Source organism: Nocardioides nitrophenolicus, assembly GCF_016907515.1.
GTDB classification, from domain to species: Bacteria; Actinomycetota; Actinomycetes; order Propionibacteriales; family Nocardioidaceae; genus Nocardioides; species Nocardioides nitrophenolicus.
Genome location: NZ_JAFBBY010000001.1, coordinates 1,391,096 through 1,411,507, shown reverse-complemented (window position 1 = coordinate 1,411,507; position 20,412 = coordinate 1,391,096). Strand labels below are relative to the sequence as shown.

The following is a 20,412-nucleotide window of genomic DNA, read 5'->3' as shown; positions in this document are numbered from 1 at the left end:
GGATGCCTCAGGACCTGGGTCCCGGTGCCGATGAACGGCATGCGCGGTTGGTGGCGCGAGAAAGTAAAGGGATAGCCTTCACAGGTCGACGTTCGCTGCGGGAGGGGATCGACACCCGATGGACCTGGACCAGGAGCTCGAGCTGCCGGCCGAGGCCCGCGCCCTGTTGGACGCGGTCGTCGCGATCGGCTCCGACCTGGACCTGCGCGGTGTGCTGACCCGCATCGTCGAGGCATCCTGCGAACTCACCGATGCCGAGTTCGGCGTGCTGGGGATCGTCGACGACCAGGGTGACTTCGTCGACCTGGTGCCCAATGCGGCCGTGGGGGAGCGCTTCGACAAGATCGGGCGGATGCCGGAGGGGCACGGCCTGCTGGGGCTGGTGCCCCGCGAGCGGCGCTCGATCCGGGTGGCGCACGTCGCCGAGCACCCGGTCTCGTCCGGCTCGTTCCCCGACAGCCACCCGACGATCGACCGCTTCCTCGGCGCGCCGGTGCTGGTCCGCGAGCGTGCCTTCGGCCATCTCTACCTCGGCAACAAGCGCGGCGGCGTCGAGTTCACCGCGACCGACCAGGCGCTGGTCGAGGCGCTCGCGCGCGCGGCCGGCACGATGATCGACAACGCCCGCGCCTACGAGCAGGTCGAGTGGCGCCGCCGGTGGCTTGCCGCCACCGGTGAGATCGGCCGCGACCTGACCGGGACCGCCAGCGTCGAGGAGGCCCTCGACGAGCTGGTGATCTCGCTGCGCGAGCTGTGCGGCGCGCGGCTGGTGGCCTACGTCCGGGTCGACACCGGGCTGCTCGAGGTCCGCCAGGTCACCGGCGACACCTTGGCCGCGCCGCGCGTGGTGGAGCGGTACGCCGAGCAGATCCGCGAGGTGACCGCCTCCCGGATCCCGGCCCGACTGCCGGGGGAGCACCACCGCACGACGCTCGTCGTCCCCGTCCACACCCGGCTCGCCGGTCCGGGCGTGATCCTCGTCGACCGTGCCGAGGAGTCGCCGTCGTTGCGCGAGATCATGCTCGACCTTGTCGCGGTGACCGCGGCCCAGCTCGGGCTGATCCTCGACCGGCGACAGGCGCTGCGGGAGCGGGCCCAGCTGCTCGTGGCGCGGGACCGTGACCGGATCGCCCGCGACCTCCACGACCTGGTCATCCAGCGGCTGTTCGCGACCGGGATGCAGCTCCAGGGTGCTCGCGACCTCGACCCGGCCGAGCTGCGGACCCGGGTCGACGGCGCGGTGGCCGAGCTCGACGGCGTGATCAAGGAGCTGCGCTCGGTGATCTTCGAGCTCGGCACCGGCTCGGACCGGCCGCTGCTCGAGGACGTGCGCGGGCTGCTCACCGAGTACGCCCCCGTGCTGGGCTTCCAGCCGCTGCTGCGCATCCAGGGCCCGGTCGACCGCGCACTCGTGCCCGAGGCCGGCGCGCACGTCCTGGGCACGCTGCGCGAGGCGCTGTCGAACGTCGCCCGGCACGCCGCGGCGTCCACCGTGACCGTGGAGCTGACCGCCTCGTCGGCCTGGTTCCGGCTCCGGGTGGTCGACGACGGCGTGGGCTTCGACCCGACGGTAGCGTCCGCCGGGCACGGCACCGGCAACCTGCGCTCCCGGGCCGAGGAGCTCGGTGGGCACCTGCTGGTGAGCTCGGCGCCCGGTCAGGGCACCGTGCTCGAGTGGGTCATTCCGGCCGTGGGCTGAGCTCGTCGGCCGGATCCGCGACCTCGGCCGGTTCGGCGACCTCGGCCGGTTCGGCGTCGAGCGGCTCCGGCGTCGCGCCGGCGAGCAGCGGCCACAGGGTGCGGATCGTGAGGGCGGCAGCCGTGGCGCCCACCATCACCACCAGCAGCCGGGTCAGTGCCTCGTCGAGGGTGAGCTCGCCGTGTGCCACCAGGTAGGCGGCGGGCGAGGCGACGACGGCGGCGAGCACGAACACGCGCAGGTCGAGCATCATGACGATCAGACTCCTGCTCCGAGTGCGGGACGGGCCCCGGTGGCGGACACGACGGCGACCGAGCGGACCTCGTGGGCCGCGCCGAGCTCGGCGTACGAGAGGACGGGGAGGCGCTCGACGGTCGGCGCCACCAGCCGGCGTACGGCGGCACGAAGCGCGGGCGCGCAGACCAGGACCGGACGCACGTCGGTGTTCTCGGCCGCCTGCACGGCCTGGGCCAGGTTGACCAGCAGCCGCTGCGCGAGGTCGGGGTCCAGCACCACCACGGCGCCCTGCTCGGTCGGCCGCAGCGCCTCCAGCAGGTGCTGCTCGAGCAGCGGTTCGAAGCTGATCGCGTGCAGCACCCCGTCGGTGACGTACGGCGCGGCGAGCGCGGGCTCGAGCGCGGAGCGGGCGGCCTCGACCAGGCCGTCGAGGTCCTTGCTGACGGCGGCGCGGACCGAGAGGGCCTCGAAGATCCGTACCAGGTCGCGGATGGGGATCCGCTCGTCCAGCAGTGCCCGGAGCACCCGCTGCACCTCGCCGAGCGGAAGCTGGGTGGGGGTGAGCTCCTCGATGACGACGGGGTGGCTGCGCTTGACCACGTCGGTGAGCAGCCGGACGTCCTCGCGGCCGAGCAGCCGGCTGGCGTGCTGGTGCACGACCTCGGCCAGGTGGGTGGTGACCACGGACGCGCGGTCGACGACCGTCGCGCCGCCGATCTCGGCCTGGTGCCGCAGCTCGGCCGGGATCCACTTCGCGTCCAGGCCGAACACCGGCTCCCGGGTCGGGGTGCCCGGCAGTGAGTCGAGGAACTCGCCGATCGCCAGCACCGTCCCGCGCGGCGCCTCGCCGCGGGCCAGCTCGGCGCCGTACAGCGTGATGGCGTAGGTGCTCGCCGGCAGCTCGAGGTTGTCGCGGGTGCGCACCGGCGGGATCACGATGCCGAGCTCGCCGGCCACCTTGCGGCGCAGCGCCTTGACCCGGTCCAGCAGGTCGCCACCGGAGCGGGCGTCGACGAGGTCGATCAGGTCGGCGGACAGCTCGAGCCCCAGCGGGTCGACCCGGATCTCGTTGATCAGCGCCTCGGGGGTGTCGGGGACCTGCGCCAGCTCGCCGGCGGCGGTCTCCGCGTCGGTGCTCGCCGTACCGTCGCCGGCGGACTCGTCGATCCGGCTCGCGCCGAGCAGCATCAGCCCGCCCGCCACCAGGAAGGGCAGCTTCGGCAGGCCGGGGATCGCGCAGAGGGCGAGCGCGCCGAAGCCGGCGACGCGCAGCGGCATCCTGCGCTTGAAGATCTGGCCGACGATGTCGGAGCCCATGTCGGAGTCGGCCACCGCGCGGGTCACGATCAGGCCGGTCGCGACGCTGAGCAGCAGCGCGGGCACCTGGGAGACCAGGCCGTCGCCGATCGACAGCAGCGAGTAGGTGTTGATCGCCTCCCCGAAGGGCATGCCGTACTGGGCGACGCCGATCGCGAACCCGCCGAGCAGGTTGACCAACGTGATCACGATCGCCGCGATCGCGTCGCCCTTCACGAACTTGGACGCACCGTCCATCGCGCCGTGGAAGTCCGCCTCCGCGTGCACCTCCGCCCGCCGTCGCCGGGCCTCCTCCTCGTCGATGAGGCCCGAGTTCAGGTCCGCGTCGATCGCCATCTGCTTGCCCGGCATCGCGTCGAGGGTGAACCGCGCGCCGACCTCGGCGACCCGGCCGGCGCCATTGGTGATGACGACGAACTGGATGACGAGCAGGATCGCGAACACGATCAGCCCGACGATCAGGGAGCCGCCGACCACGAAGTGGCCGAAGGTGTCGATCACCTTGCCGGCGTACCCGTCGAGGAGGACCAGGCGGGTGGCGCTCACGTTGAGAGCCAGCCGGAACAGCGTCATGACGAGGATGACGGACGGGAACGCGGAGAACTCCAGGGGCTTGTGGATGAACATCGCGACCATCAGCACCAGCAGGGCACCGGTGATGTTGAGCGCGATCATCAGGTCCAGGACGACCGCCGGCAGCGGCACCACGAGCATGACGACGATCAGCACGATGCCCAGGGGCACTCCGAGCCGGGTCAGCGACTTCACGGACATGCGGTGGCTACAGCCTCTCGACCGGTCGCGCCGTCCGTGGCACTGCGGGGTGGCGCCGTCCTGGCGTCGTTCGGGTCATCGGCCGGGTGGGGCTGTGGATGAGGGATTCATGCATCCTCCACCACCCGCCGCCGCCGGGCGTGGGCGAGCACCTCCGGCAGGTCGTCGGTACGCCGAGGGGTGCGGTGCTCGCCGCCGTACTGACCGGCGTGGCGGCGGCTGAGCACGAACGCCAGCACCTGCGCCACCGCGGCCCACAGCTCCCGGGGGATCTCCTGGCCGACCTGGCAGTGCCGGTACAGCGCCCGTGCCAGCGGGACGTCCTGGACGAGCGGGACGCGCTCCTCGGCGGCCACCGACCGGATCCGGGCGGCGATGGCGCCGGCGCCGCGGGCGACGACGCGCGGCGCGCCCTGCTCGGGGTCGTAGCGGAGGGCGACGGCCACGTGGGTGGGGTTGACGAGCAGCACGTCGGCGGTGGCGACGTCGGCGATCATCCGGTTCCGGGCGGCGGCGAGCTGGCGCGCCCGGATGGCGCCCTTGACCAGGGGGTCGCCCTCGGACTGCTTGTGCTCCTGCTTGATCTCGCTGTGGCTCATCCGCAGCTGCTTGCCGATCCGGCGTCGCATCATCGCGTAGTCGGCGGCCGCCATCACCAGGCCGGCGACGGCGACGGTGAGCAGCAGGCGGGAGACCTCGGCGGTGACCTGGTGCAGCACGACGCCGATCGGGAGCAGGCCGCCGACGAGCGGCATCATCGACGTCACGGCTCCCCAGGCGAGGAAGGCGACGACGCTGCTCTTGCCGAGCACCTTCACGCCCTCCCACACGGCGTGGGGTCCGAGCAGGCGCTTGGCTCCCTTGAACGGGTCGAGCTTCTTGGGATCGGGCTTGGCGAGCTTGGGGGAGAGGTAGAAGCCGCCTTGGGCGAGCGCGGAGAGCACGCCGACGACGAGCATCATCGAGCCCAGCACGAGCAGGGTGAGGAAGACGTGGCGCCCGGCATCGCCGAGCAGCGTCAGGGCGAGGGAGACCGAGGGATCGGCGGCGGAGCGCAGCGAGGTCGCCATCAGCGTGCGCAGCGTGTCCAGCTCATGGTCGAGCAGCGGGCCCATGGCCAGCGCCGCGACCAGGAGTCCGAGCCAGCCACCGAGCTCGGGGGTACGCGGGACCTGGCCGTCCTTGCGGGCCTGCTTCTTCCGCTTCGGTGTGGGCTTCTCGGTCTTCTCCTCGCTCGCCGCCATCGCGCGTCACCCCGCCCCGGCCATGGTCGCCATCGCCTGGTTCGCATAGGTGACCAGTCGGTCCAAGGCGCCGGGCAGCATCGGGAAGGACAGTCCGAGCAGCAGCAGGGTCAGTCCGACCTTGGCGGGGAACATCATGCTGAGCGCGTTCAGCTGGGGCGCGACCTTGGTCAGCAGGGCGAGCGCCAGGTCCGCGACGAAGAGGACCGCGATCATCGGCAGGGCCATCTGCACCGCCACGGTGAAGAACATGGAGAACGCCGTCAGCAGCACGCCGTCCCAGCTCGACACGTCGGGCATGCCGGTGAGCGGCAGGTAGCGGAAGGTGCTCAGCAGGCCGCCGATCACGATCAGGTGCCCACCCGACACCACGAGGAGGGCGGTCGCGAGCAGCTGGTGGAAGCGGCCGAAGACGGTGTTGGAGTTCATCGCCAGCGGGTCCCAGGCGGCGGCCAGCGCGAAGCCCCCGAACACGTCCACCAGCGAGCCGGCGGCACCGACCGCCGAGAACAGCAGCATCGTCACGTAGCCCATGCCCACGCCGATCAGCGCCTGCGCCGCGGTGGCCAGCACGAGGGCGGGCGTCGTACCCGGCAGGTCCTGGGTGGCCAGGGTCGGCGCCATCGCGAGCGAGAGCCCCAACGCCAGGACCACCTTGGCCATGGTGGGGATGCCCCGGGTCGCGAACGGGGGTACGACGACCAGCCACGCCACCACCCGCACCGAGGCGAGCAGCAGTGCGCTGAGGGCGGCACCGTCGACGGAGAGGACCACGGCCGGGCCTAGGTGAGCAGGCCGGGGAGCAGGTCGAACAGCTCGCGGGTGAACGCCATCAGGGTGTGCAGCATCCAGTTGCCGCAGAACAGCAGCGCCAGTCCGACGCCCACCAGCTTGGGCACGAAGGAGAGCGTGAACTCCTGGACCTGCGTCATCGCCTGGAACAGCGAGATGGCGAAGCCGATCACCAGCGACGTGGCGAGGATCGGCGCCGACAGCTTGAGCGCCACCAGCATCGTCTTGAGGGCGATCTCGATGATCGCGGTGTCGGTCACGGCGCTAACCCGTCCCGTACGACGCGACCAGCGCCTTGATCACCAGGGCCCACCCGTCGACCATCACGAACAGCAGCAGCTTGAACGGCAGGGACACCATCACCGGCGGCATCATCATCATGCCGAGGCTCATCAGCGCGCCGCTCACGACGATGTCGATGACCAGGAACGGGATGAAGATGATGAACCCGATCACGAAGGCGTCCTTGAGCTCGGAGAGCACGAACGCCGGGATCAGGGTCGCGGTCGAGACGTCGTCGCGGTTCTCGGGGAGCTTGCGGTCGGCGACGCTGGTGAGCAGCTGGAGCTCCCCGTCGTCGGTGTTGTCGAGCATGAACGCGCGCAGCGGCTCCATGCCGTCGTGGAACGCGGCCGAGGTGGTCTTGTCGCCGTCGAGGTAGGGCTGGACGCCGTCGTCGTTCACCTGCGAGAGCACCGGCGCCATGATGAACAGGCTCAGGAAGAGCGCGAGTCCCGCGAGCACCTGGTTGTTCGGGGTCTGCTGGAGTCCGAGCGCGTTGCGGGTCAGGCCGAGCACGACGAGCACCTTCGTGAAGCTGGTGCAGGTCAGCACGATCGCCGGCAGCAGGCTGAGCAGGGTCAGCGCGAGGAAGACGAGCAGGCTGTTGCTCGGCTTGTCGGTCATGCCCGACAGGTCGATCCGGACGCTGCCGCCGCCGGTGCCGCCGCCCGGGCCGTTCGGTCCGGTCGGTCCCGCCGGGTCGGCGAGGACCAGGGCGAGCCGGGTCACGCCGCTCGACAGGGTCGTGATCACGACGCCCGCTTCCCGGTGACGGCGGCCATGGCGTCCTTCCAGGTCTGCGGGGAGAGCACGGATCCGCTGAGCGCACCGGGGGTGGGGCTCGCTCCGTCCGGTACGACGGGGGCCGCCTCGTCCGGGTCGCCGGCGGTCGGGTCCAGCCCGATCTCGTCCGGCTCGACCTCGGCGAGCAGCGTGATCTGCTGCTCGGTGGTGCCGAGGACCAGGATCCGGGTGCCGACGGAGACCACGGCCACGCCCTGGCCCCGACCGAGCGCTTGGCGCTGGACGACCTGGATCGCCGCACCGGCCGGTGCCTTGAACCGGCGGTTGGCGAGGCGGGCGATGACCAGCAGCAGCCCGACGACGAGTGCCAGGGAGCCGACCAGGCGGACGGCCAGCTCCCCGAGACCGATGCTGTCGGACATCGGCGTCAGACCGCGGCGTTCGCGTCGAGGATCTCGGTGACCCGCAGGCCGAAGTCCTCGTCGACCACGACGACCTCGCCGCGGGCGACCAGGCGGCCGTTGACGAGCAGGTCGGCGGGGCTGCCGGCGGCCCGGTCCAGCTCGAGCACGGCGCCCGGCGTCAGGGCGAGCAGGTCGCGCACGGTCATCCGGGTCCGGCCGAGCTCGACGGTGACCTCCATGTCGACGCCTTGGAGCAGCTCCAGGCCGCGCGGAGGCGCGGCGGCGGTGAAGGCGGGCACGAACGGCTCGGGCTCGGCGTCCTCGACGGCGGCGGCGAGCACGGACGCGGCGGGCTCGGCCTCCTCGGCGATCGGCTCGCGGGCGCCGGCGAGGGTCGCGTCGGGGATGAGGACCGCGGCGGCGATGCCGACGCCGATGAGCGGCACCGTGGTGAAGGCGCCGCCGAGCTCGGTGGTGATGTCATGCCCGTCGGCGCCGAGGTCGAGGGTGCGGGCCCCGCGTGCGTGCGCGCCGAGGCGGCGGGCGGCGGCGTCCAGTGCCGGCTGGACCGCGGCGGCGACGTCGAGTGCGCCGATCGGGCTGCTGGCGAGGGCCTCGACCAGCTCGGTGCCGACGAGGACCACGACGCCGCCGGGCACTCCGCCGTCGAGCTCGGCGATCGCGCCGCCCGCGAAGGCGGCGGTGACGTGCGGCGAGCCGGGCTGGGCCGGGCCCGGCGTCAGCGGCGTGACGGCCGGGAGCGATCCGGCGGCGGCGACCGCGACGGCCTCGGCGAGCAGGGTGGGGTCGAGCACATCGGTCATGGGGATCAGGACTCCTCGGGCGTGGTGACGATCAGGGCGGCGAGGCGCTGGCCACGGGCGCCGGGGGTGGCATGGGCGAAGGTGTTGCCGGCGACGGTCACGTCCAGCGGCGCGGACGCCGGGTGGGTGAGCCGGAGCACGGATCCGGGGCGCAGGTCGGCCAGCGTCGCCGGGTCGACCGGGATCGGGCGGAAGCGCACCGACACCGACACCGGGACCCGCTGGAACTGCTCCTGCAGCAGCAGGGCGGACTGCGCGCGCTGCGCCCGCTCGCGGTCGGAGACCGCGCCCTTGCCGGTCGCGTTGGCGAGGTGGGGGAGCAGCCCGCTGAACGGCAGGCACACCGAGACCCGGTGCGGACGCTCGCCGATCTTGAGCTCGAGGCTCACCACGACCATCACGTCCGCCGCGCTGGCGACCTGCGCGAACTGCGGGCTGTACTCGATGCCGGTGACCTTCGGCTCGAGGGTCACGATCCCGTCCAGGGCGTAGCGCATCTCCCCGAGCAGACGCTCGACCAGGCCGCGGATCACCCCGTCCTCGATCTCGGTCAGCGGCCGGTCGGGCTGCTCGTCGGAGCCGGGGCCGCCGAGCATATGGTCCAGGCAGGACATGGTCGCGAACAGCGGGATCTCCAGCACTCCGGTGCCGGGGATCGGGTCGGCGGTGAACAGCGTCATGTACGTCGACGGGCCGAGGCTGTCGACGTACTCGGCATAGGTGCGCTGCTCGATGCCGATCAGGGTCACCGTGCACACCGTCCGCAGCGAGCTGGTGAAGACCGTCGTGGCCTGGCGCGCGAAGCTGTCGAACCCGAGCTGCAGGGTGCGCTGGTGCTCCCGCGAGAGCTGGATGGGCCGCCGGAAGTCGTACGGCGTGGGTTCGGCCGTGCGGGGTCGGCGGCGCGGCCGCTGGAGGGTCACGACGAGCCCATCGTCGCGGTGGCGGCGGACCTGAGGGGTCACCAGGACGCCGGGCGGTCAGGGTCCCGTGGCCCGTTCGGACTACGGAGGGTCCCGGGGAGGGTCCCGGAGGCGGCGACGCCGGCTACTGGGTGACGTACTCGGTGAAGTACACCTCCATCACCTCGTGGTGGTAGCGCACCTCGAGCTGGTCGAGCAGCTGCTTGCGCAGCGTCTCGCGCACGTCGGGCTTGTTGACCTCGCCGACGGGGAGCCCGCTGAACACGGTGATCGCGGCGTCGAGGGCCTTGCTGCCGTCGGCCTCCTTGGTGCCCTTGGTGAGCTGCAGTGCCATGCCGAGGCGCAGGTAGTGGCCGCCGGCGAGGTTGATCTGGATCGACTCGAGCGAGACCACGTCGCCGGGCTTCGGCGCGGAGTCGCCACTCGGCTTGAGCACGAAGAACCAGGCGCCGCCGCCGAGCAGGGCGAGGACCAGGACGGCGATGCCGATGGTGCGGCCGCGGCCGGGCCGGTCGGCGGCGTCCTCTGCGGTGGCCGCCGGGGCGGCGAGGGTCGTGGTCACGGTTGGTCCTCTCGGCTGTCGTCGGAGCGGGAGCGGATCGGTGCGCCGGCCGCGGCAGGTTCGGCGCCGGTGCCGTCGCCGGCGGGGTCGGTGGGCAGGCCGTCGAGTCCGGCCTCGCGGCGCAGCTCGGCGTACGCCTGCCCCATCAGGGCGCGGGTCTCGGCCGGCTGTTGGCTGAGCACCAGGATGTCGACCCGCTTGTTGACCCGCTGCGAGCCGTGCCGCGCGGGGTCGACGAGCGGTTTGGTGTGCCCGAAGCCGGTGGCGCGCAGTCGGCGGGCGGGGATGCGGTGGCTGTCCTCGAGCCGGTGCAGCACGTGGGCGGCCCGGGCCAGCGAGAGCTCCCAGTCGGAGGGGTAGTAGCGCGGCTTCACCGGCTCCTGGTTGGTGTGGCCGTCGAGCTCGATCGGCTCGGGCAGCTCGGCGAGCACCGGCGCGATGGTGTCGACCACCCGGCGGCCGCGCTCGGTCAGCTCGGCGACGTCGGGCTCGAAGACGACGTGCTGCGAGACCAGGCTGACGATCAGGCCTCGCTCGTCGATGGTGGCGCGCACGTCGTCGCGCAGCCCCTGGTCGCGCAGCGCCTCGTCGATCCGCTTCCAGACCCCGAGCAGCCGGTCGACCTCGGCCCGGGCGGCGCCCTGGGCGCGCTCGTTGCGCAGCCGGTCCGACTCCTGCAGGATCTTGGTCACCGTCTCGCGCTGGGACTCGGGCACCTGGGCCAGGAGCATCTCGTACGACGCCTCGCCGGGGTCGCTCGCGCCCTTGGCGTTGCTGATCGGGCTGGCGCCGTTGAGGATCGACTGCTCGCGGCCGAAGCCGACGGCGAGACCCTCCTTGAGGGCGGCGTACTTCTTCTCGTCGACCGTCGACATCGCGAACATCACGATGAACAGCACCATCAGCAAGGTGACCATGTCGGCGTAGGTCACCAGCCAGCGCTCGTGTCCGGCGCCGTGCTCCTCGTGGTCCTCGTCGTGGTGGCGCCGCCGGGGCGGCCCGGCGCCCTTGCCCGCCTTGCCGGCCGACATCAGGCGGCCTCGCGCTCGACGGTGCCGGTGGGCAGCAGGGAGCGCAGCTTCTCCGCGACCAGGCGCGGGTTGGCGCCGGCCTGGATGGCGGCGACGCCCTCGATGGCGACCTCCATCCGGGCGCACTCCAGCTCGCCGAGCCGCTTGAGCCGGCTGGAGATCGGCAGCCAGATCACGTTGGCCGACATGACGCCCCACAGGGTGGCGACGAAGGCGCCGGCGATCAGGTGGCCGAGCTCGTCGGGGGTGGCCAGGTTCTCCAGCACGTGCACCAGGCCCATGACGGTGCCGATGATGCCGATGGTGGGCGCGTAGGCGCCGGCGTCGCCGAAGAACTTCGCGGCCTGCTTGTCGTCGCGCTTCTTGGCCCGCAGCTCGGCCTCGAGGATGTCGCGCACGTCCTCGGGGTCGGTGCCGTCGATCGCCATCGTCACGCCCTTGACCAGGAACGGGTCGTCGATCTCGCGCAGGCTGTCCTCGAGCGCGAGCAGACCCTCGCGACGGGCGCGCTCGGCGAGCGAGACGACCTGCGGCACGAGCGACTCGGCCGGCTCGACCGAGCCCGTGAACGCACGCTTGACGTCCTTGACCGCGGCCTTGGCGTCGCTCATCGTGCCGCCCGCGACGGTGACCATGACCGTCGTACCCAGCACCAGCAGCATCGGCGGCAGCAGCAGCAGGCTCATCGGGTTGCCGCCCTCGAGCACGTTGGCCGCGACGATGATCACCAGGCCGACGACGATGCCGACCGGGGTTGCGATGTCCTTCACGGGGTCACTCCTCGCGGGGGTACGGCGGTCAGCCGGCCCTGGCGGGCCCGGACCGGGGCGACCGTCGACGCGTCCGGCAGGGCCGCCCGCGCCACGATGGCCGAGCGGTAGGCGATGACGGCGTCGCGCACCTCGTCGAGCGACTCGGCCACGATGTACTTGGTGCCGTCGACCAGCGTCACCACGGTGTCCGGGGTGCAGTCGACGCGCTCGATCAGGTCCGCGTTCAGCAGGAACGTGGTCCCCGAGAGTCGGGTCAGCGAGATCACCGCGGCACCTCCGTGTGCGTGGCTGAGGCAATGCTTGGGGGAGCGCCGTCCGTGGCGTTCCGCAGGTCCCATCGGCCGGTGGCGATAGTCCCTGACCAAAAGCACCGGCTTCTTACGTGTCGCGGTGCTTTTGAGCAGGGACTATCCCGGCGGAGCCGGTCAGCGCTTGATGTTGACCAGCTCCTCCAGCACCTGGTCGCTGGTGGTGATCACCCGCGAGCTGGCCTGGAAGCCGCGCTGGGCGAGGATCAGGTTGGTGAACTCGGCCGACAGGTCGACGTTCGACATCTCCAGCGCACCGGCCATGATCTGGCCGCGCTGGCCCTGGCCGGCGACGCCGAGCTGGACGGCGCCGGAGTTGGCGGACTCGCGGAAGGCGGTGTCGCCGATCTTCTCCAGGCCCATCGGGTTGGTGAAGTCCGCGACCGCGAGCTGGCAGATGTCGCGCTGGACGCCGTCGGAGAAGACGCCGCGGACCTTGCCGTCCGCGCCGATGGAGTACGACGTCAGGTTCACGCCGGCCGGCAGCGTCGCGTTGATCAGGTTCAGGTCGACGTCGATCGGGCCGCCGGTCGGCAGGCCCGCGGCGTCGAGGGCGTAGCCCTGTACCCGCATGCCGCTGGGCGCGACGAGGATCCCGGTCTGGTCGAAGGTGAACGCGCCCGCGCGGGTGTAGACGTTCTCGGCGCCGTCGCGCAGCACGAAGAAGCCGTCGCCCTGCAGCATCACGTCGGTCGGGCGGCCGGTGAGCTGCGCCGAGCCCTGGCCGAAATTGGCCATGGTCGCCGCGAGCTGGACGCCGAGCCCGATCTGGATCGGGTTGGTGCCGCCGCGCTCCGCGTTGCCGCCCGAGGCGGCGGTGAGCATCTGGCTCAGGGTGTCGGAGAAGACGGTGGTGCTCGACTTGAAGCCGGTCGTGTTGGCGTTGGCGATGTTGTTGCCGGTGACGTCGAGCATGGTCTGGTTCACGCGGAGGCCGGAGATGCCGGCGAAGAGCGAGCGAAGCATGGTGGTTCTCCTTCAGGCGGTGGGTGAGGCGGGTCAGGCGGGTCGGGCGGTGGTGGACGGGACACCACTCGGTGGCACGTAGGTGCCACCACCGCTGGTGGTGGGCGCCTCGATCGTGGGTGCGGTGCCGACGCTGACGACGTCGGTGACGGCGACGGACTTCCCGTCGACGCTGAGCACCGGGCCGGTGGCCAGGTAGGTCGTGCCCTGCACGACACCGGACTGCTCGGCGCCCGTGGCGTCGTACCAGCGCACCGTCTGGCCGATCAGCGAGCTGGCGCCGAAGGCGAGCTGGGTGCTGAGCAGCATCGCGGTCTGGTCAGCGACGTCCTGCATCTTCTCCAGGGCGGTGAACTGCGCCGTCTGGGCGAGGAACTGTGAGGAGTCCGTGGGGTTGAGCGGGTCCTGGTACTTCATCTGCGCGACCATCAGCTGCAGGAACATGTCCTTGTCAGCGGTGTTCGAGCCGCCGGACGCGCCGGTGGTGCCGGTCGCGGTGCCGGTCACGCCGTAGCCGATGCCTTCGGTGCCGGAGACGGTCATGGTTCCTCCTCACAGGGTCCGGTCGAGCTGACCGGCGGGGGTGGTCGGGGTCGGAGTGAGCGCGGGCGCCGGCTCGGGTACGTCGCGCTGTTCCCGGCGTCGGTCCGGGTCGCCGGACGAGCGGGTCCAGCCCGAGGCGCCGTCGCGGCCGGCGTCGGCCGAGACCGTGCTGCCGCTCGTCTGACCGGTGGCGGCGACGGGTGCGCTCGGTGTGGTGGGCTGCGGCGGCGCGGGGTTGAACGGGTCGCGGACCAGCACCTTGGCCTCGGTGGCGCCGGAGCGCTCGAGCAGCCGCTGCAGCTCGGGTACTCCGCTGCTCAGCGCCCGGTGCACGGCGGCGCTCCCGGCGGCGTCGTCCGCGCTGCCCGCCAGCCGCACCTGCACCGTGCCGTCCTTGACCACGAGGGTCACCCGGACCTCGCCGAGCTGCTCCGGCTGGAGGGTGAGTGTGATCCGGTGCGTGCCGGGGCGGTCGGTCGGGGTGGTCGCGACCAGGTGGGCGACCTCGGGGAAGACCTGCTGCACCACGGCCTGCGCCACGGTCGGGCGCGGGGCCGCCGCGAGGGGCGGGGTCACGCTGCCGGTGGTCGGCGCCGGAGCGGGGAGGTCGGTGTCGGCGAGGGTGTCGATGTCGGCCGGGGCCGGGTCGGGAGCGTCGGTGGGTACGTCGGTCGGGACATCGGCAGACAGGGGGAGCGGCGCGACGGCCCGGGCCGGTGCGGGGACGGCCATCGGCTCGGACGCCCCGTTCGTCAGGTGCGCGGTGGGGGCAGGAGCGCTCGGGGCAGCCGGGGCAGCCGGGGCAGCCGGGGCGGTCGGGGTGGCCACGGCGAGGACCGCCGCGGCAGCAGGTGCTGCCGCGGCAGGTGGCGTTGCGGCAGTGGCCGGCACGGAGGGCGCGGTCGCCGGGGCAGCGGGCAACGGCACCGTGGCGAGGAGCGCGGCGGCCAGCGCATCGCCGAACACGACCCCGAGGTCCCCCGGCTGGTCGGTGGCGGCGGGGGTGCCGTCGACGGGGACCGGGGCAGGCAGCCCCGGCAGGAACGGAGTGATGCTCATTCAGCTCACCATCGCCATCACGTTGCGGACGTAGTTCTGGGTCTCCTGGTACGGCGGGATGCCGCCGTAGCGGGTGACGGCCCCGGCGCCGGCGTTGTACGCCGCCAGGGCGAGGTCGGTGCGCCCGAACCGGTCGAGCAGCGAGCGCAGCAGCCGGGCCCCGCCGTCGATCGCCTGGGCCGGGTCGAACGGGTCGCTCACGCCGAGGCCGCGGGCGGTGCCCGGCATCAGCTGCATCAGGCCCTGGGCGCCGGCCGGGCTGACCGCGCGGGCGTCGAAGCCGGACTCCTGCTTCGCGACGGCGGCGATCAGGCTCGCCGGGACGCCGGTGCGCGCGGCGGCGGCGGTGATCAGGTCGGCGTACGGCGTCGTGGTGGCGGCCCGGGCGGCGACCGGGGAGGCGCCGGCGGCGGGCTGGTCGATGATCCGGCGGATCACGTCGGGCGTGGACGGCACGTCGACGACGCGGATGTCGAGGCCGGTGCGGGGCGCCTCGATCATCTTGCCGCCGCCGATGTAGATGGCGATGTGGTCGACCCCGTCGTTGCGGCTGGAGTTGTCCCAGGCGAGCAGGTCGCCGGGCTGGGCCTCGGCCATGCTGGCCACCGGCGTCCCCGAGCGCGCCTGCTGGTTGGACACCCGCGGCAGGTCGTAGCCGAGGCTCTTGTAGACGACCTGGACCAGGCCGGAGCAGTCCATGCCCTTGGTCGGGTCGGTGCCGCCCCAGACGTAGGGGAGGCCGAGGTACTTGCGGGCCTCGGCGACCACCGCCTCGCCGGTGACCGACCCCGAGGCGGCGGTGCCGGCCACCCGCGCGGACAGCTCGCTCGCGAAGCCCCCGCTGGAGCCGGAGCTCCGCACGGTCGCGAACTGGGCCAGCCGGGCCTGGATCTCACTGATCCGCGCGGTCACGGCGTCGATGCTCATCGCTTACCTCGGGCCCAGCGCTGGGCGGCCAGGTCGTCGGCGTCGCGGGCGGCCCGTCGCTCCGCCTCGGTACGACGCCGGGCGGCCCGACGCGCGAGGAGGTGCTCGACGGCGGCCAGGCGGGCGCGGTCGGAGGTCCAGCGGGCCCGGGCGTCGGCCGTGACGACCGCGGCGCTCGCGACCCGGTCGCGGGTCTCGCCGACCAGGATCCCGGCGTGGGCCAGCCGGGTGCGGGCGGCGACCAGCTCGGCGGTGGTCGTCGTGGCCGGGACGGGGGCGGTGGCGATGCTCGACTCCAGCGAGGAGAGGCGGCCGACCAGGGCGGCCTCCTCGGCGAGGACCCGCTGCAGGCCGATCCGGCTGTCGGTCTCGCGGACGTCGCGGACCCGGGCGACGGCGGCCAGGCCGCGGTCCTCGCGGTGCCCGCGGCTCACGAGGCCACCACCGCGGCCAGCCGGTCCCACGCCTCGGCGCGGGGCGTGATGTCGTCCATGGACTGGCGCAGGAACGCCTCGATCCCGGGCAGCCGGGCGAGGGCGGCGTCGGCGTCGGCGTCCGCACCGGCGACGTAGGCGCCGATCTCGACCAGCTCGCGGACCGAGCGGTGCGCGGCGAGCATCCGGCGCAGCCGGCCGGCGTCCTGCTGCTGCTCGGGCGTCGTGACCGCCCGGTGCACCCGGGAGATCGACTCGAGCACGTCGATGGCCGGGAAGTGGTCGGCGGTGGCGAGGTCGCGGGAGAGCACGACGTGCCCGTCGAGGATGGAGCGGGCGGTGTCGCCGATCGGGTCCTGGAGGTCGTCGCCCTCGACGAGGACGGTGTAGATGCCGGTGATCGAGCCGGTGGCCGAGGTGCCGGCGCGCTCGAGCAGGCGCGGCAGCAGGCCGAAGACGCTGGGCGGGTAGCCACGGGTGGCGGGTGGCTCACCCGCGGACAGGCCGATCTCGCGCTGGGCCATGGCGACCCGGGTGAGCGAGTCCATCATCAGCACGACGTCGCGGCCGCCGTCGCGGAACCACTCCGCGATCCGGGTGGCGGTGAACGCCGCGCGCAGTCGCTCGACCGCGGGCGCGTCCGAGGTGGCGACCACCACGACCGAGCGGGCCAGGCCCTCGGGGCCGAGGTCGCCGTCGATGAACTCGCGTACCTCGCGGCCGCGCTCGCCGACCAGGGCGATCACATTGACGGCGGCGTCGGTGCCGCGTGCGACCATCGACAGCAGCGAGGACTTGCCGACGCCGGAGCCGGCCATGATGCCGATCCGCTGGCCGCAGCCGAGCGGCACGAGCGCGTCGAGGGCGCGGACGCCGGTGCCGAGCGGCTCGGTGATCCGCGGCCGGCTCAGCGCGTCGGGGGTGGCGAGCTCGGTCGAGACCGTCTCCAGGCCGGGGTCCGCCGCGAGCGGGGGGCCGCCGTCGACCGGACGGCCGAGGCCGTCCAGCACCCGGCCGAGGAGAGCCGCGCCGACCTGGATCCGCAGCGGGCCACCGGTCGCGCGGACCAGGTCGCCGGCCCGGACGCCGGTGGTGGTGCCGAGCGGCAGGCAGATCGCACTGCCGGGGCGCAGGGCGGCGACCTCGGCGAGCAGCGGCCCGGTCGACGTACGGACCTCGAGCAGGTCGCCCACGGCCGGGTCGGACAGCCCGCGCACCTCGAGGTGCAGGCCGACCAGCTCGGCGACGGTGCCCAGGCGCAGCGGCGCGGCGGCCTCCAGCAGGCGGGCGCGGGTGGCGGTGTCGACGCTCACGAGAGCACCTCCCGCACCCGCGCCATCGCCTCGCGGATCCGCAGGTCCACGACCGAGCCGTCGACGCCCTCGACCAGCGCGTCGACCGAGCCGAGGGCCGGGTCGGCGACCACCTCGAGACCGCGATCGGCGAGCTCCCGAGCGGCTGGCGACGCGGCGGCCGACGGGTGCAGCCGGACCCGGCCGACCGGCCCGGGCGGTAGCACCTGCAGCACCCGGGCGACGACGTCCTTCGGGCCCAGCCGGGCCACCTGGGCGCCGATCAGGGTGGTGGTCAGGGACCAGGCGAGGTCGGTCGCCTGGTCCTCGACCGCACGGGCCAGGTCGTCGAGCAGCCCCCTGACCTGCTCGGCAGCCTGGCCCAGTGCGTCGAGGGCGGCGCGGTGCTCGGCCTCGCGCCGCGCCTCCGCCTCGGCGGTGGCCACGGCTCGGCGTGCCTCCTCGCCGGCGGCCTGCTCGGCCGCGGCACGCCGGCCCTCGGCCCAGCCCACGGCGTAGCCCTGCGCCCGGGCGGCGGCACTGGCCTGGGCGGCCACGCCGTCGAGCAGGTGCTCGGTGACCGTGTCGCCGAGGACGCTGTCGCTGCCGAGCCGGGTCCAGGTGCCGACCCGCAGCTCGGGCAGCTCGAGCTCAGAGAACGAACTCATCGTCGTTCCCTCGCCGGACCATGATCTGGCCCTGCTCCTCGAGCTGGCGGATGGTGCGGATGACGCCCTGCTGGGCCTCCTCGACCTGGGCCAGGCGGACGGCGCCGAGCAGCTCGACCTCCTCGAGCAGGTTCTCGGCCGCGCGCTCGGACAGGTTCGCGGTGATCTTGGTGCGGACCGCGTCGCTGACGCCCTTGAGCGCCAGGGCGAGCTCGGCGGTGTCGACCTGGCGCAGCACCTGCTGCACCGAGCGGTCGTCGAGGCCGGTGATGTCCTCGAACATGAACATCCGGCTCTTGACCTCGTCGGCGAGCGTCGGGTCGAGCCCCTCCAGGCCCTCGACGATCTGCCGCTCGGTCGGCCGGTCGGACCGGTTGATGATGTTGACCAGCGGGTCGACGCCGCCCACCCGCGAGACCTCGGTGGGCTGCAGCATCGAGGACAGCTTGCGCTCCAGCACCGCCTCGACGGTGCGCACGATCTCGGGCGAGGTGCGGTCCATCACCGCGATCCGGTGCGCGACCACGGCCTGCTGGTGCGCCGGCAGCCCGCTGAGCAGCAGGGATGCCTTGTCCGCGGCCATGTGGGCCAGGACCAGCGCGATCACCTGCGGGTGCTCGTCGGCGATGAAGCTGCGCAGCTGCGCGGGATCGGCGCGGTGCAGGAACTGGAAGGGCATCTGGACGGCGGCCGCGTGCAGCCGCTCCATGATCTCCTTGGCGCGCTCGGGCCCCAGGGACTGCTCGAGCAGCTGCTGGGCGAACCCGAAGCCGCCCTGCGTGACGTGTGCGTGGGCGGTGGCGAGGTCGTGGAACTCGGTGAGCACCTGCGCGGTCTCGCTCGCCGACACCGCGTCCAGCCGGGCGATCTCGCCCGAGATCGCCTCCACCTCGGCGTCGCTGAGATGCGCCATCACCTGGGCGGCGCGCTCCTTGCCCAGCTGGATGAGCAGGACCGCGGCCTTGCGGACCCCCATCGAGACGAGCGTGGAGCCGGACGTGGCCATGAGGGTCATGGGCGCGGCTCCACGAGCCAGCCGCGCAGCAGCGCGGCGACGTCGTCGGGCTGCCGGTCGACGAGGGCGATCAGCTCGTCGCGCATCGACTCCTCCTCGTCCTTCTCCGACGTCTCGAGCGCCGCCAGGGCGGGCGCCTCGAGCTGGGCGGTGCGGGTGGCGGCGTCGGTGCGCAGCTGCTCGACCAGGTAGGCGCGGGCGTCGTCGCGGGCCTTGGCCCGGCGCCGGGCCTGCAGCCAGGCGAGCAGCACCATCAGCACGATGCCGCCGCCGATGCCGAGGTTGCGCAGCAGGCTGTTGCGGCGGGCCGCCGCGTCGGCGGCCTGGGCCGCCTTCAGCTCGGCCGCCGCCGACTCCTCGGAGCTGCGGTCGAAGGCCATCGTCGTGACGTCGATGGTGTCGCCGCGCTGGGCGTTGATGCCGACCGCGTTGCTGATCAGGTCCTTGACCACCTGCGGCTGGATCGCCGCTGCCGCCGTGGAGTCGAGGACCGCGCCGATGTGCAGCGTGTTGATCGAGCCCGGCGCCTTCTCCCGGTGCTCGACGGTCTGGTCGAGCGCGTTGTCGCGGGTCTTCGAGGTGTTCTTGTACGACGAGTCGCCGCCGGTGCCGCTCGTGGCCGGGTCCATCTGGCCGTCGGGACCGACGGTGCCGCCGGCGCCGCTGTCGAGGGCGCCGGCCGGACCGGCGTACGTCTCGTTGGTGGAGGACTCCGACAGCGGCGGGATGTTCTCCTTCGTGCCGTAGGTCCGGCTGTCGGTGACCGCCTTGTCGAAGTCGAGGTCGGCGGTGACGGTGACCGTCGAGTTGCCCGGGCCGAGCACGCGGTCGAGCACCGCCTGGATGTCGGCGCGCATCGAGTCCTGGAAGGCCGCGACCTGCTTGGAGCGCGCGGACGCCGCGCCGACGCCGCTGTCGGTGCCGTCGTCGGCGGTGAGCAGCCGGCCGCTCGCGTCGGTCAGCGTGACGTTCTTCGGCTCCAGGCCGTCGATGCTGGACGCCACCAGGTGCACGATCGCCTGCACCTGGCCGTCGTCGAGCGAGCTGCCCGGCTCGGTGTCGATCAGCACCGACGCCGTCGGCGGGTCCTGCTCGTCGGTGAAGACCTGCTTCTGGGGGATGGCGAGGTGCACGACCGCGGTGTCGACGCCGTGGATGGCCTCGACGGTCTTGCTGAGCTCGCCCTCCATCGCGCGCTTGAAGTTGGTCTGCTCCTGCGACTCCGAGGTCGACAGGCTCTGCTTGTCGAGGAGGCTGTAGCCGCCGTCGCTGCTGGCCGGGAGGCCCTTGCCGGAGAGGGTGATCCGGGTGCTGTAGACGTCCGAGCGCGGCACCATGATCGTGCCGCCGCCGCCCGTGATCTCGTACGGCACGCCCTGGGAGTCGAGCTCCTCGATCACGGCGCTGGCGTCGGTGCCGGAGAGGTTGGAGTACAGCGGGGCGTAGCTGGGCGTCGAGACCCAGCGGAAGACCATGAAGACGGCGACCAGCAGGGCCGCCGTACCGATGACGGCGACCGCCTTCTGGCCGGCCGTGAAGGCGCCGAAGGTGTCGCGGGCACGGGTGAGATACCGGGTGAGGCGCTGTTGCATCG

The 20,412-nt window shown here is 73.0% G+C and carries 23 protein-coding genes; 1 reads left to right on the top strand and 22 read right to left on the bottom strand.

Going from position 1 to position 20,412, the window contains the following annotated elements; all coding sequences use genetic code 11:
- The first annotated feature begins 118 nt into the window (after positions 1-118).
- On the top strand, positions 119-1,699 hold the full coding sequence (locus JOD66_RS06995) for a GAF domain-containing sensor histidine kinase (RefSeq protein ID WP_204836177.1): 1,581 nt from the start codon (positions 119-121) through the stop codon (positions 1,697-1,699).
- Here the strand turns inward: JOD66_RS06995 and JOD66_RS06990 are convergent.
- The 22 genes from JOD66_RS06990 to fliF form a co-directional block, all read right to left on the bottom strand.
- On the bottom strand, positions 1,680-1,952 hold the full coding sequence (locus JOD66_RS06990; RefSeq protein ID WP_204836176.1) for a hypothetical protein: 273 nt from the start codon (positions 1,950-1,952) through the stop codon (positions 1,680-1,682). The two genes, JOD66_RS06995 and JOD66_RS06990, sit on opposite strands and share 20 nt — an antisense overlap.
- Positions 1,953-1,957: 5 nt before the next feature.
- A complete protein-coding gene (gene flhA / locus JOD66_RS06985; protein WP_204836175.1) occupies positions 1,958-4,027 on the bottom strand; it encodes a flagellar biosynthesis protein FlhA in 2,070 nt (689 codons plus the stop codon).
- Between the two features lie 107 nt (positions 4,028-4,134).
- Positions 4,135-5,271: an EscU/YscU/HrcU family type III secretion system export apparatus switch protein gene (locus JOD66_RS06980; protein ID WP_204836174.1), complete on the bottom strand. Its 1,137-nt coding sequence runs from the start codon at positions 5,269-5,271 to the stop codon at positions 4,135-4,137.
- Between the two features lie 6 nt (positions 5,272-5,277).
- The gene (locus JOD66_RS06975) at positions 5,278-6,045 is read right to left on the bottom strand and encodes a flagellar biosynthetic protein FliR (protein WP_204836173.1); all 768 of its coding nucleotides are present in this window, start codon (positions 6,043-6,045) and stop codon (positions 5,278-5,280) included.
- An 8-nt stretch (positions 6,046-6,053) separates the two neighbouring features.
- Positions 6,054-6,323, bottom strand: coding sequence for a flagellar biosynthesis protein FliQ (fliQ, locus tag JOD66_RS06970; RefSeq protein ID WP_204836172.1), 270 nt, complete (start codon positions 6,321-6,323; stop codon positions 6,054-6,056).
- Between the two features lie 4 nt (positions 6,324-6,327).
- On the bottom strand, positions 6,328-7,098 hold the full coding sequence (fliP, locus tag JOD66_RS06965) for a flagellar type III secretion system pore protein FliP (RefSeq protein WP_307823361.1): 771 nt from the start codon (positions 7,096-7,098) through the stop codon (positions 6,328-6,330).
- Positions 7,095-7,511, bottom strand: a complete 417-nt coding sequence (locus tag JOD66_RS06960; protein ID WP_204836171.1) for a flagellar biosynthetic protein FliO — start codon at positions 7,509-7,511, stop codon at positions 7,095-7,097. The genes fliP and JOD66_RS06960 overlap by 4 nt, the downstream gene beginning before the upstream one ends.
- Positions 7,512-7,516: 5 nt before the next feature.
- Positions 7,517-8,317, bottom strand: a complete 801-nt coding sequence (fliN, locus tag JOD66_RS06955; RefSeq protein ID WP_204836170.1) for a flagellar motor switch protein FliN — start codon at positions 8,315-8,317, stop codon at positions 7,517-7,519.
- A 5-nt stretch (positions 8,318-8,322) separates the two neighbouring features.
- A complete protein-coding gene (locus tag JOD66_RS06950; RefSeq protein ID WP_307823360.1) occupies positions 8,323-9,240 on the bottom strand; it encodes a flagellar motor switch protein FliM in 918 nt (305 codons plus the stop codon).
- A gap of 124 nt (positions 9,241-9,364) precedes the next feature.
- Positions 9,365-9,802, bottom strand: coding sequence for a flagellar basal body-associated FliL family protein (locus JOD66_RS28990; protein WP_204836169.1), 438 nt, complete (start codon positions 9,800-9,802; stop codon positions 9,365-9,367).
- Positions 9,799-10,833 (bottom strand): OmpA/MotB family protein, encoded by a 1,035-nt coding sequence (locus JOD66_RS06940; protein ID WP_204836168.1) that lies wholly within the window; start codon positions 10,831-10,833, stop codon positions 9,799-9,801. The genes JOD66_RS28990 and JOD66_RS06940 overlap by 4 nt, the downstream gene beginning before the upstream one ends.
- Positions 10,833-11,603 (bottom strand): motility protein A, encoded by a 771-nt coding sequence (locus JOD66_RS06935; RefSeq protein ID WP_307823359.1) that lies wholly within the window; start codon positions 11,601-11,603, stop codon positions 10,833-10,835. The genes JOD66_RS06940 and JOD66_RS06935 overlap by 1 nt, the downstream gene beginning before the upstream one ends.
- Positions 11,600-11,872: a flagellar FlbD family protein gene (locus JOD66_RS06930; protein WP_204836167.1), complete on the bottom strand. Its 273-nt coding sequence runs from the start codon at positions 11,870-11,872 to the stop codon at positions 11,600-11,602. The genes JOD66_RS06935 and JOD66_RS06930 overlap by 4 nt, the downstream gene beginning before the upstream one ends.
- 159 nt (positions 11,873-12,031) lie before the next feature.
- Positions 12,032-12,880 (bottom strand): flagellar hook-basal body complex protein, encoded by an 849-nt coding sequence (locus JOD66_RS06925; RefSeq protein ID WP_204836166.1) that lies wholly within the window; start codon positions 12,878-12,880, stop codon positions 12,032-12,034.
- Positions 12,881-12,913: 33 nt separating this feature from the next.
- On the bottom strand, positions 12,914-13,423 hold the full coding sequence (locus tag JOD66_RS06920; RefSeq protein ID WP_204836165.1) for a flagellar hook capping FlgD N-terminal domain-containing protein: 510 nt from the start codon (positions 13,421-13,423) through the stop codon (positions 12,914-12,916).
- Positions 13,424-13,432: 9 nt separating this feature from the next.
- Positions 13,433-14,482, bottom strand: a complete 1,050-nt coding sequence (locus tag JOD66_RS06915) for a flagellar hook-length control protein FliK (RefSeq protein WP_204836164.1) — start codon at positions 14,480-14,482, stop codon at positions 13,433-13,435.
- A complete protein-coding gene (locus tag JOD66_RS28985; RefSeq protein ID WP_204836163.1) occupies positions 14,483-15,409 on the bottom strand; it encodes a transglycosylase SLT domain-containing protein in 927 nt (308 codons plus the stop codon). It abuts the gene before it with no gap.
- On the bottom strand, positions 15,406-15,843 hold the full coding sequence (locus JOD66_RS29395; RefSeq protein ID WP_204836162.1) for a flagellar FliJ family protein: 438 nt from the start codon (positions 15,841-15,843) through the stop codon (positions 15,406-15,408). The genes JOD66_RS28985 and JOD66_RS29395 overlap by 4 nt, the downstream gene beginning before the upstream one ends.
- Positions 15,840-17,156, bottom strand: coding sequence for a FliI/YscN family ATPase (locus JOD66_RS06900; RefSeq protein ID WP_204836161.1), 1,317 nt, complete (start codon positions 17,154-17,156; stop codon positions 15,840-15,842). The genes JOD66_RS29395 and JOD66_RS06900 overlap by 4 nt, the downstream gene beginning before the upstream one ends.
- Positions 17,153-17,803, bottom strand: coding sequence for a FliH/SctL family protein (locus JOD66_RS06895; protein WP_204836160.1), 651 nt, complete (start codon positions 17,801-17,803; stop codon positions 17,153-17,155). The genes JOD66_RS06900 and JOD66_RS06895 overlap by 4 nt, the downstream gene beginning before the upstream one ends.
- Positions 17,787-18,818: a flagellar motor switch protein FliG gene (gene fliG, locus JOD66_RS06890; RefSeq protein WP_204836159.1), complete on the bottom strand. Its 1,032-nt coding sequence runs from the start codon at positions 18,816-18,818 to the stop codon at positions 17,787-17,789. Before fliG ends, JOD66_RS06895 begins: the two co-directional genes overlap by 17 nt.
- On the bottom strand, positions 18,815-20,410 hold the full coding sequence (gene fliF, locus JOD66_RS06885; RefSeq protein WP_204836158.1) for a flagellar basal-body MS-ring/collar protein FliF: 1,596 nt from the start codon (positions 20,408-20,410) through the stop codon (positions 18,815-18,817). Before fliF ends, fliG begins: the two co-directional genes overlap by 4 nt.
- Positions 20,411-20,412: the final 2 nt, after the last annotated feature.

Excerpts from the sequence above, each read along its gene's own strand:
- JOD66_RS06995 (WP_204836177.1), top strand. The coding sequence starts at position 119 with ATGGACCTGGACCAGGAGCTCGAGCTGCCGGCCGAGGCCCGCGCCCTG.
- JOD66_RS06990 (WP_204836176.1), bottom strand. The coding sequence starts at position 1,952 with ATGATGCTCGACCTGCGCGTGTTCGTGCTCGCCGCCGTCGTCGCCTCG.
- flhA (WP_204836175.1), bottom strand. The coding sequence starts at position 4,027 with ATGTCCGTGAAGTCGCTGACCCGGCTCGGAGTGCCCCTGGGCATCGTG.
- JOD66_RS06980 (WP_204836174.1), bottom strand. The coding sequence starts at position 5,271 with ATGGCGGCGAGCGAGGAGAAGACCGAGAAGCCCACACCGAAGCGGAAG.
- JOD66_RS06960 (WP_204836171.1), bottom strand. The coding sequence starts at position 7,511 with ATGTCCGACAGCATCGGTCTCGGGGAGCTGGCCGTCCGCCTGGTCGGC.
- fliN (WP_204836170.1), bottom strand. The coding sequence starts at position 8,317 with ATGACCGATGTGCTCGACCCCACCCTGCTCGCCGAGGCCGTCGCGGTC.
- JOD66_RS06940 (WP_204836168.1), bottom strand. The coding sequence starts at position 10,833 with ATGTCGGCCGGCAAGGCGGGCAAGGGCGCCGGGCCGCCCCGGCGGCGC.
- JOD66_RS06925 (WP_204836166.1), bottom strand. The coding sequence starts at position 12,880 with ATGCTTCGCTCGCTCTTCGCCGGCATCTCCGGCCTCCGCGTGAACCAG.
- JOD66_RS06920 (WP_204836165.1), bottom strand. The coding sequence starts at position 13,423 with ATGACCGTCTCCGGCACCGAAGGCATCGGCTACGGCGTGACCGGCACC.
- JOD66_RS06915 (WP_204836164.1), bottom strand. The coding sequence starts at position 14,482 with ATGAGCATCACTCCGTTCCTGCCGGGGCTGCCTGCCCCGGTCCCCGTC.
- JOD66_RS28985 (WP_204836163.1), bottom strand. The coding sequence starts at position 15,409 with ATGAGCATCGACGCCGTGACCGCGCGGATCAGTGAGATCCAGGCCCGG.
- JOD66_RS06895 (WP_204836160.1), bottom strand. The coding sequence starts at position 17,803 with ATGAGTTCGTTCTCTGAGCTCGAGCTGCCCGAGCTGCGGGTCGGCACC.
- fliG (WP_204836159.1), bottom strand. The coding sequence starts at position 18,818 with ATGACCCTCATGGCCACGTCCGGCTCCACGCTCGTCTCGATGGGGGTC.
- fliF (WP_204836158.1), bottom strand. The coding sequence starts at position 20,410 with ATGCAACAGCGCCTCACCCGGTATCTCACCCGTGCCCGCGACACCTTC.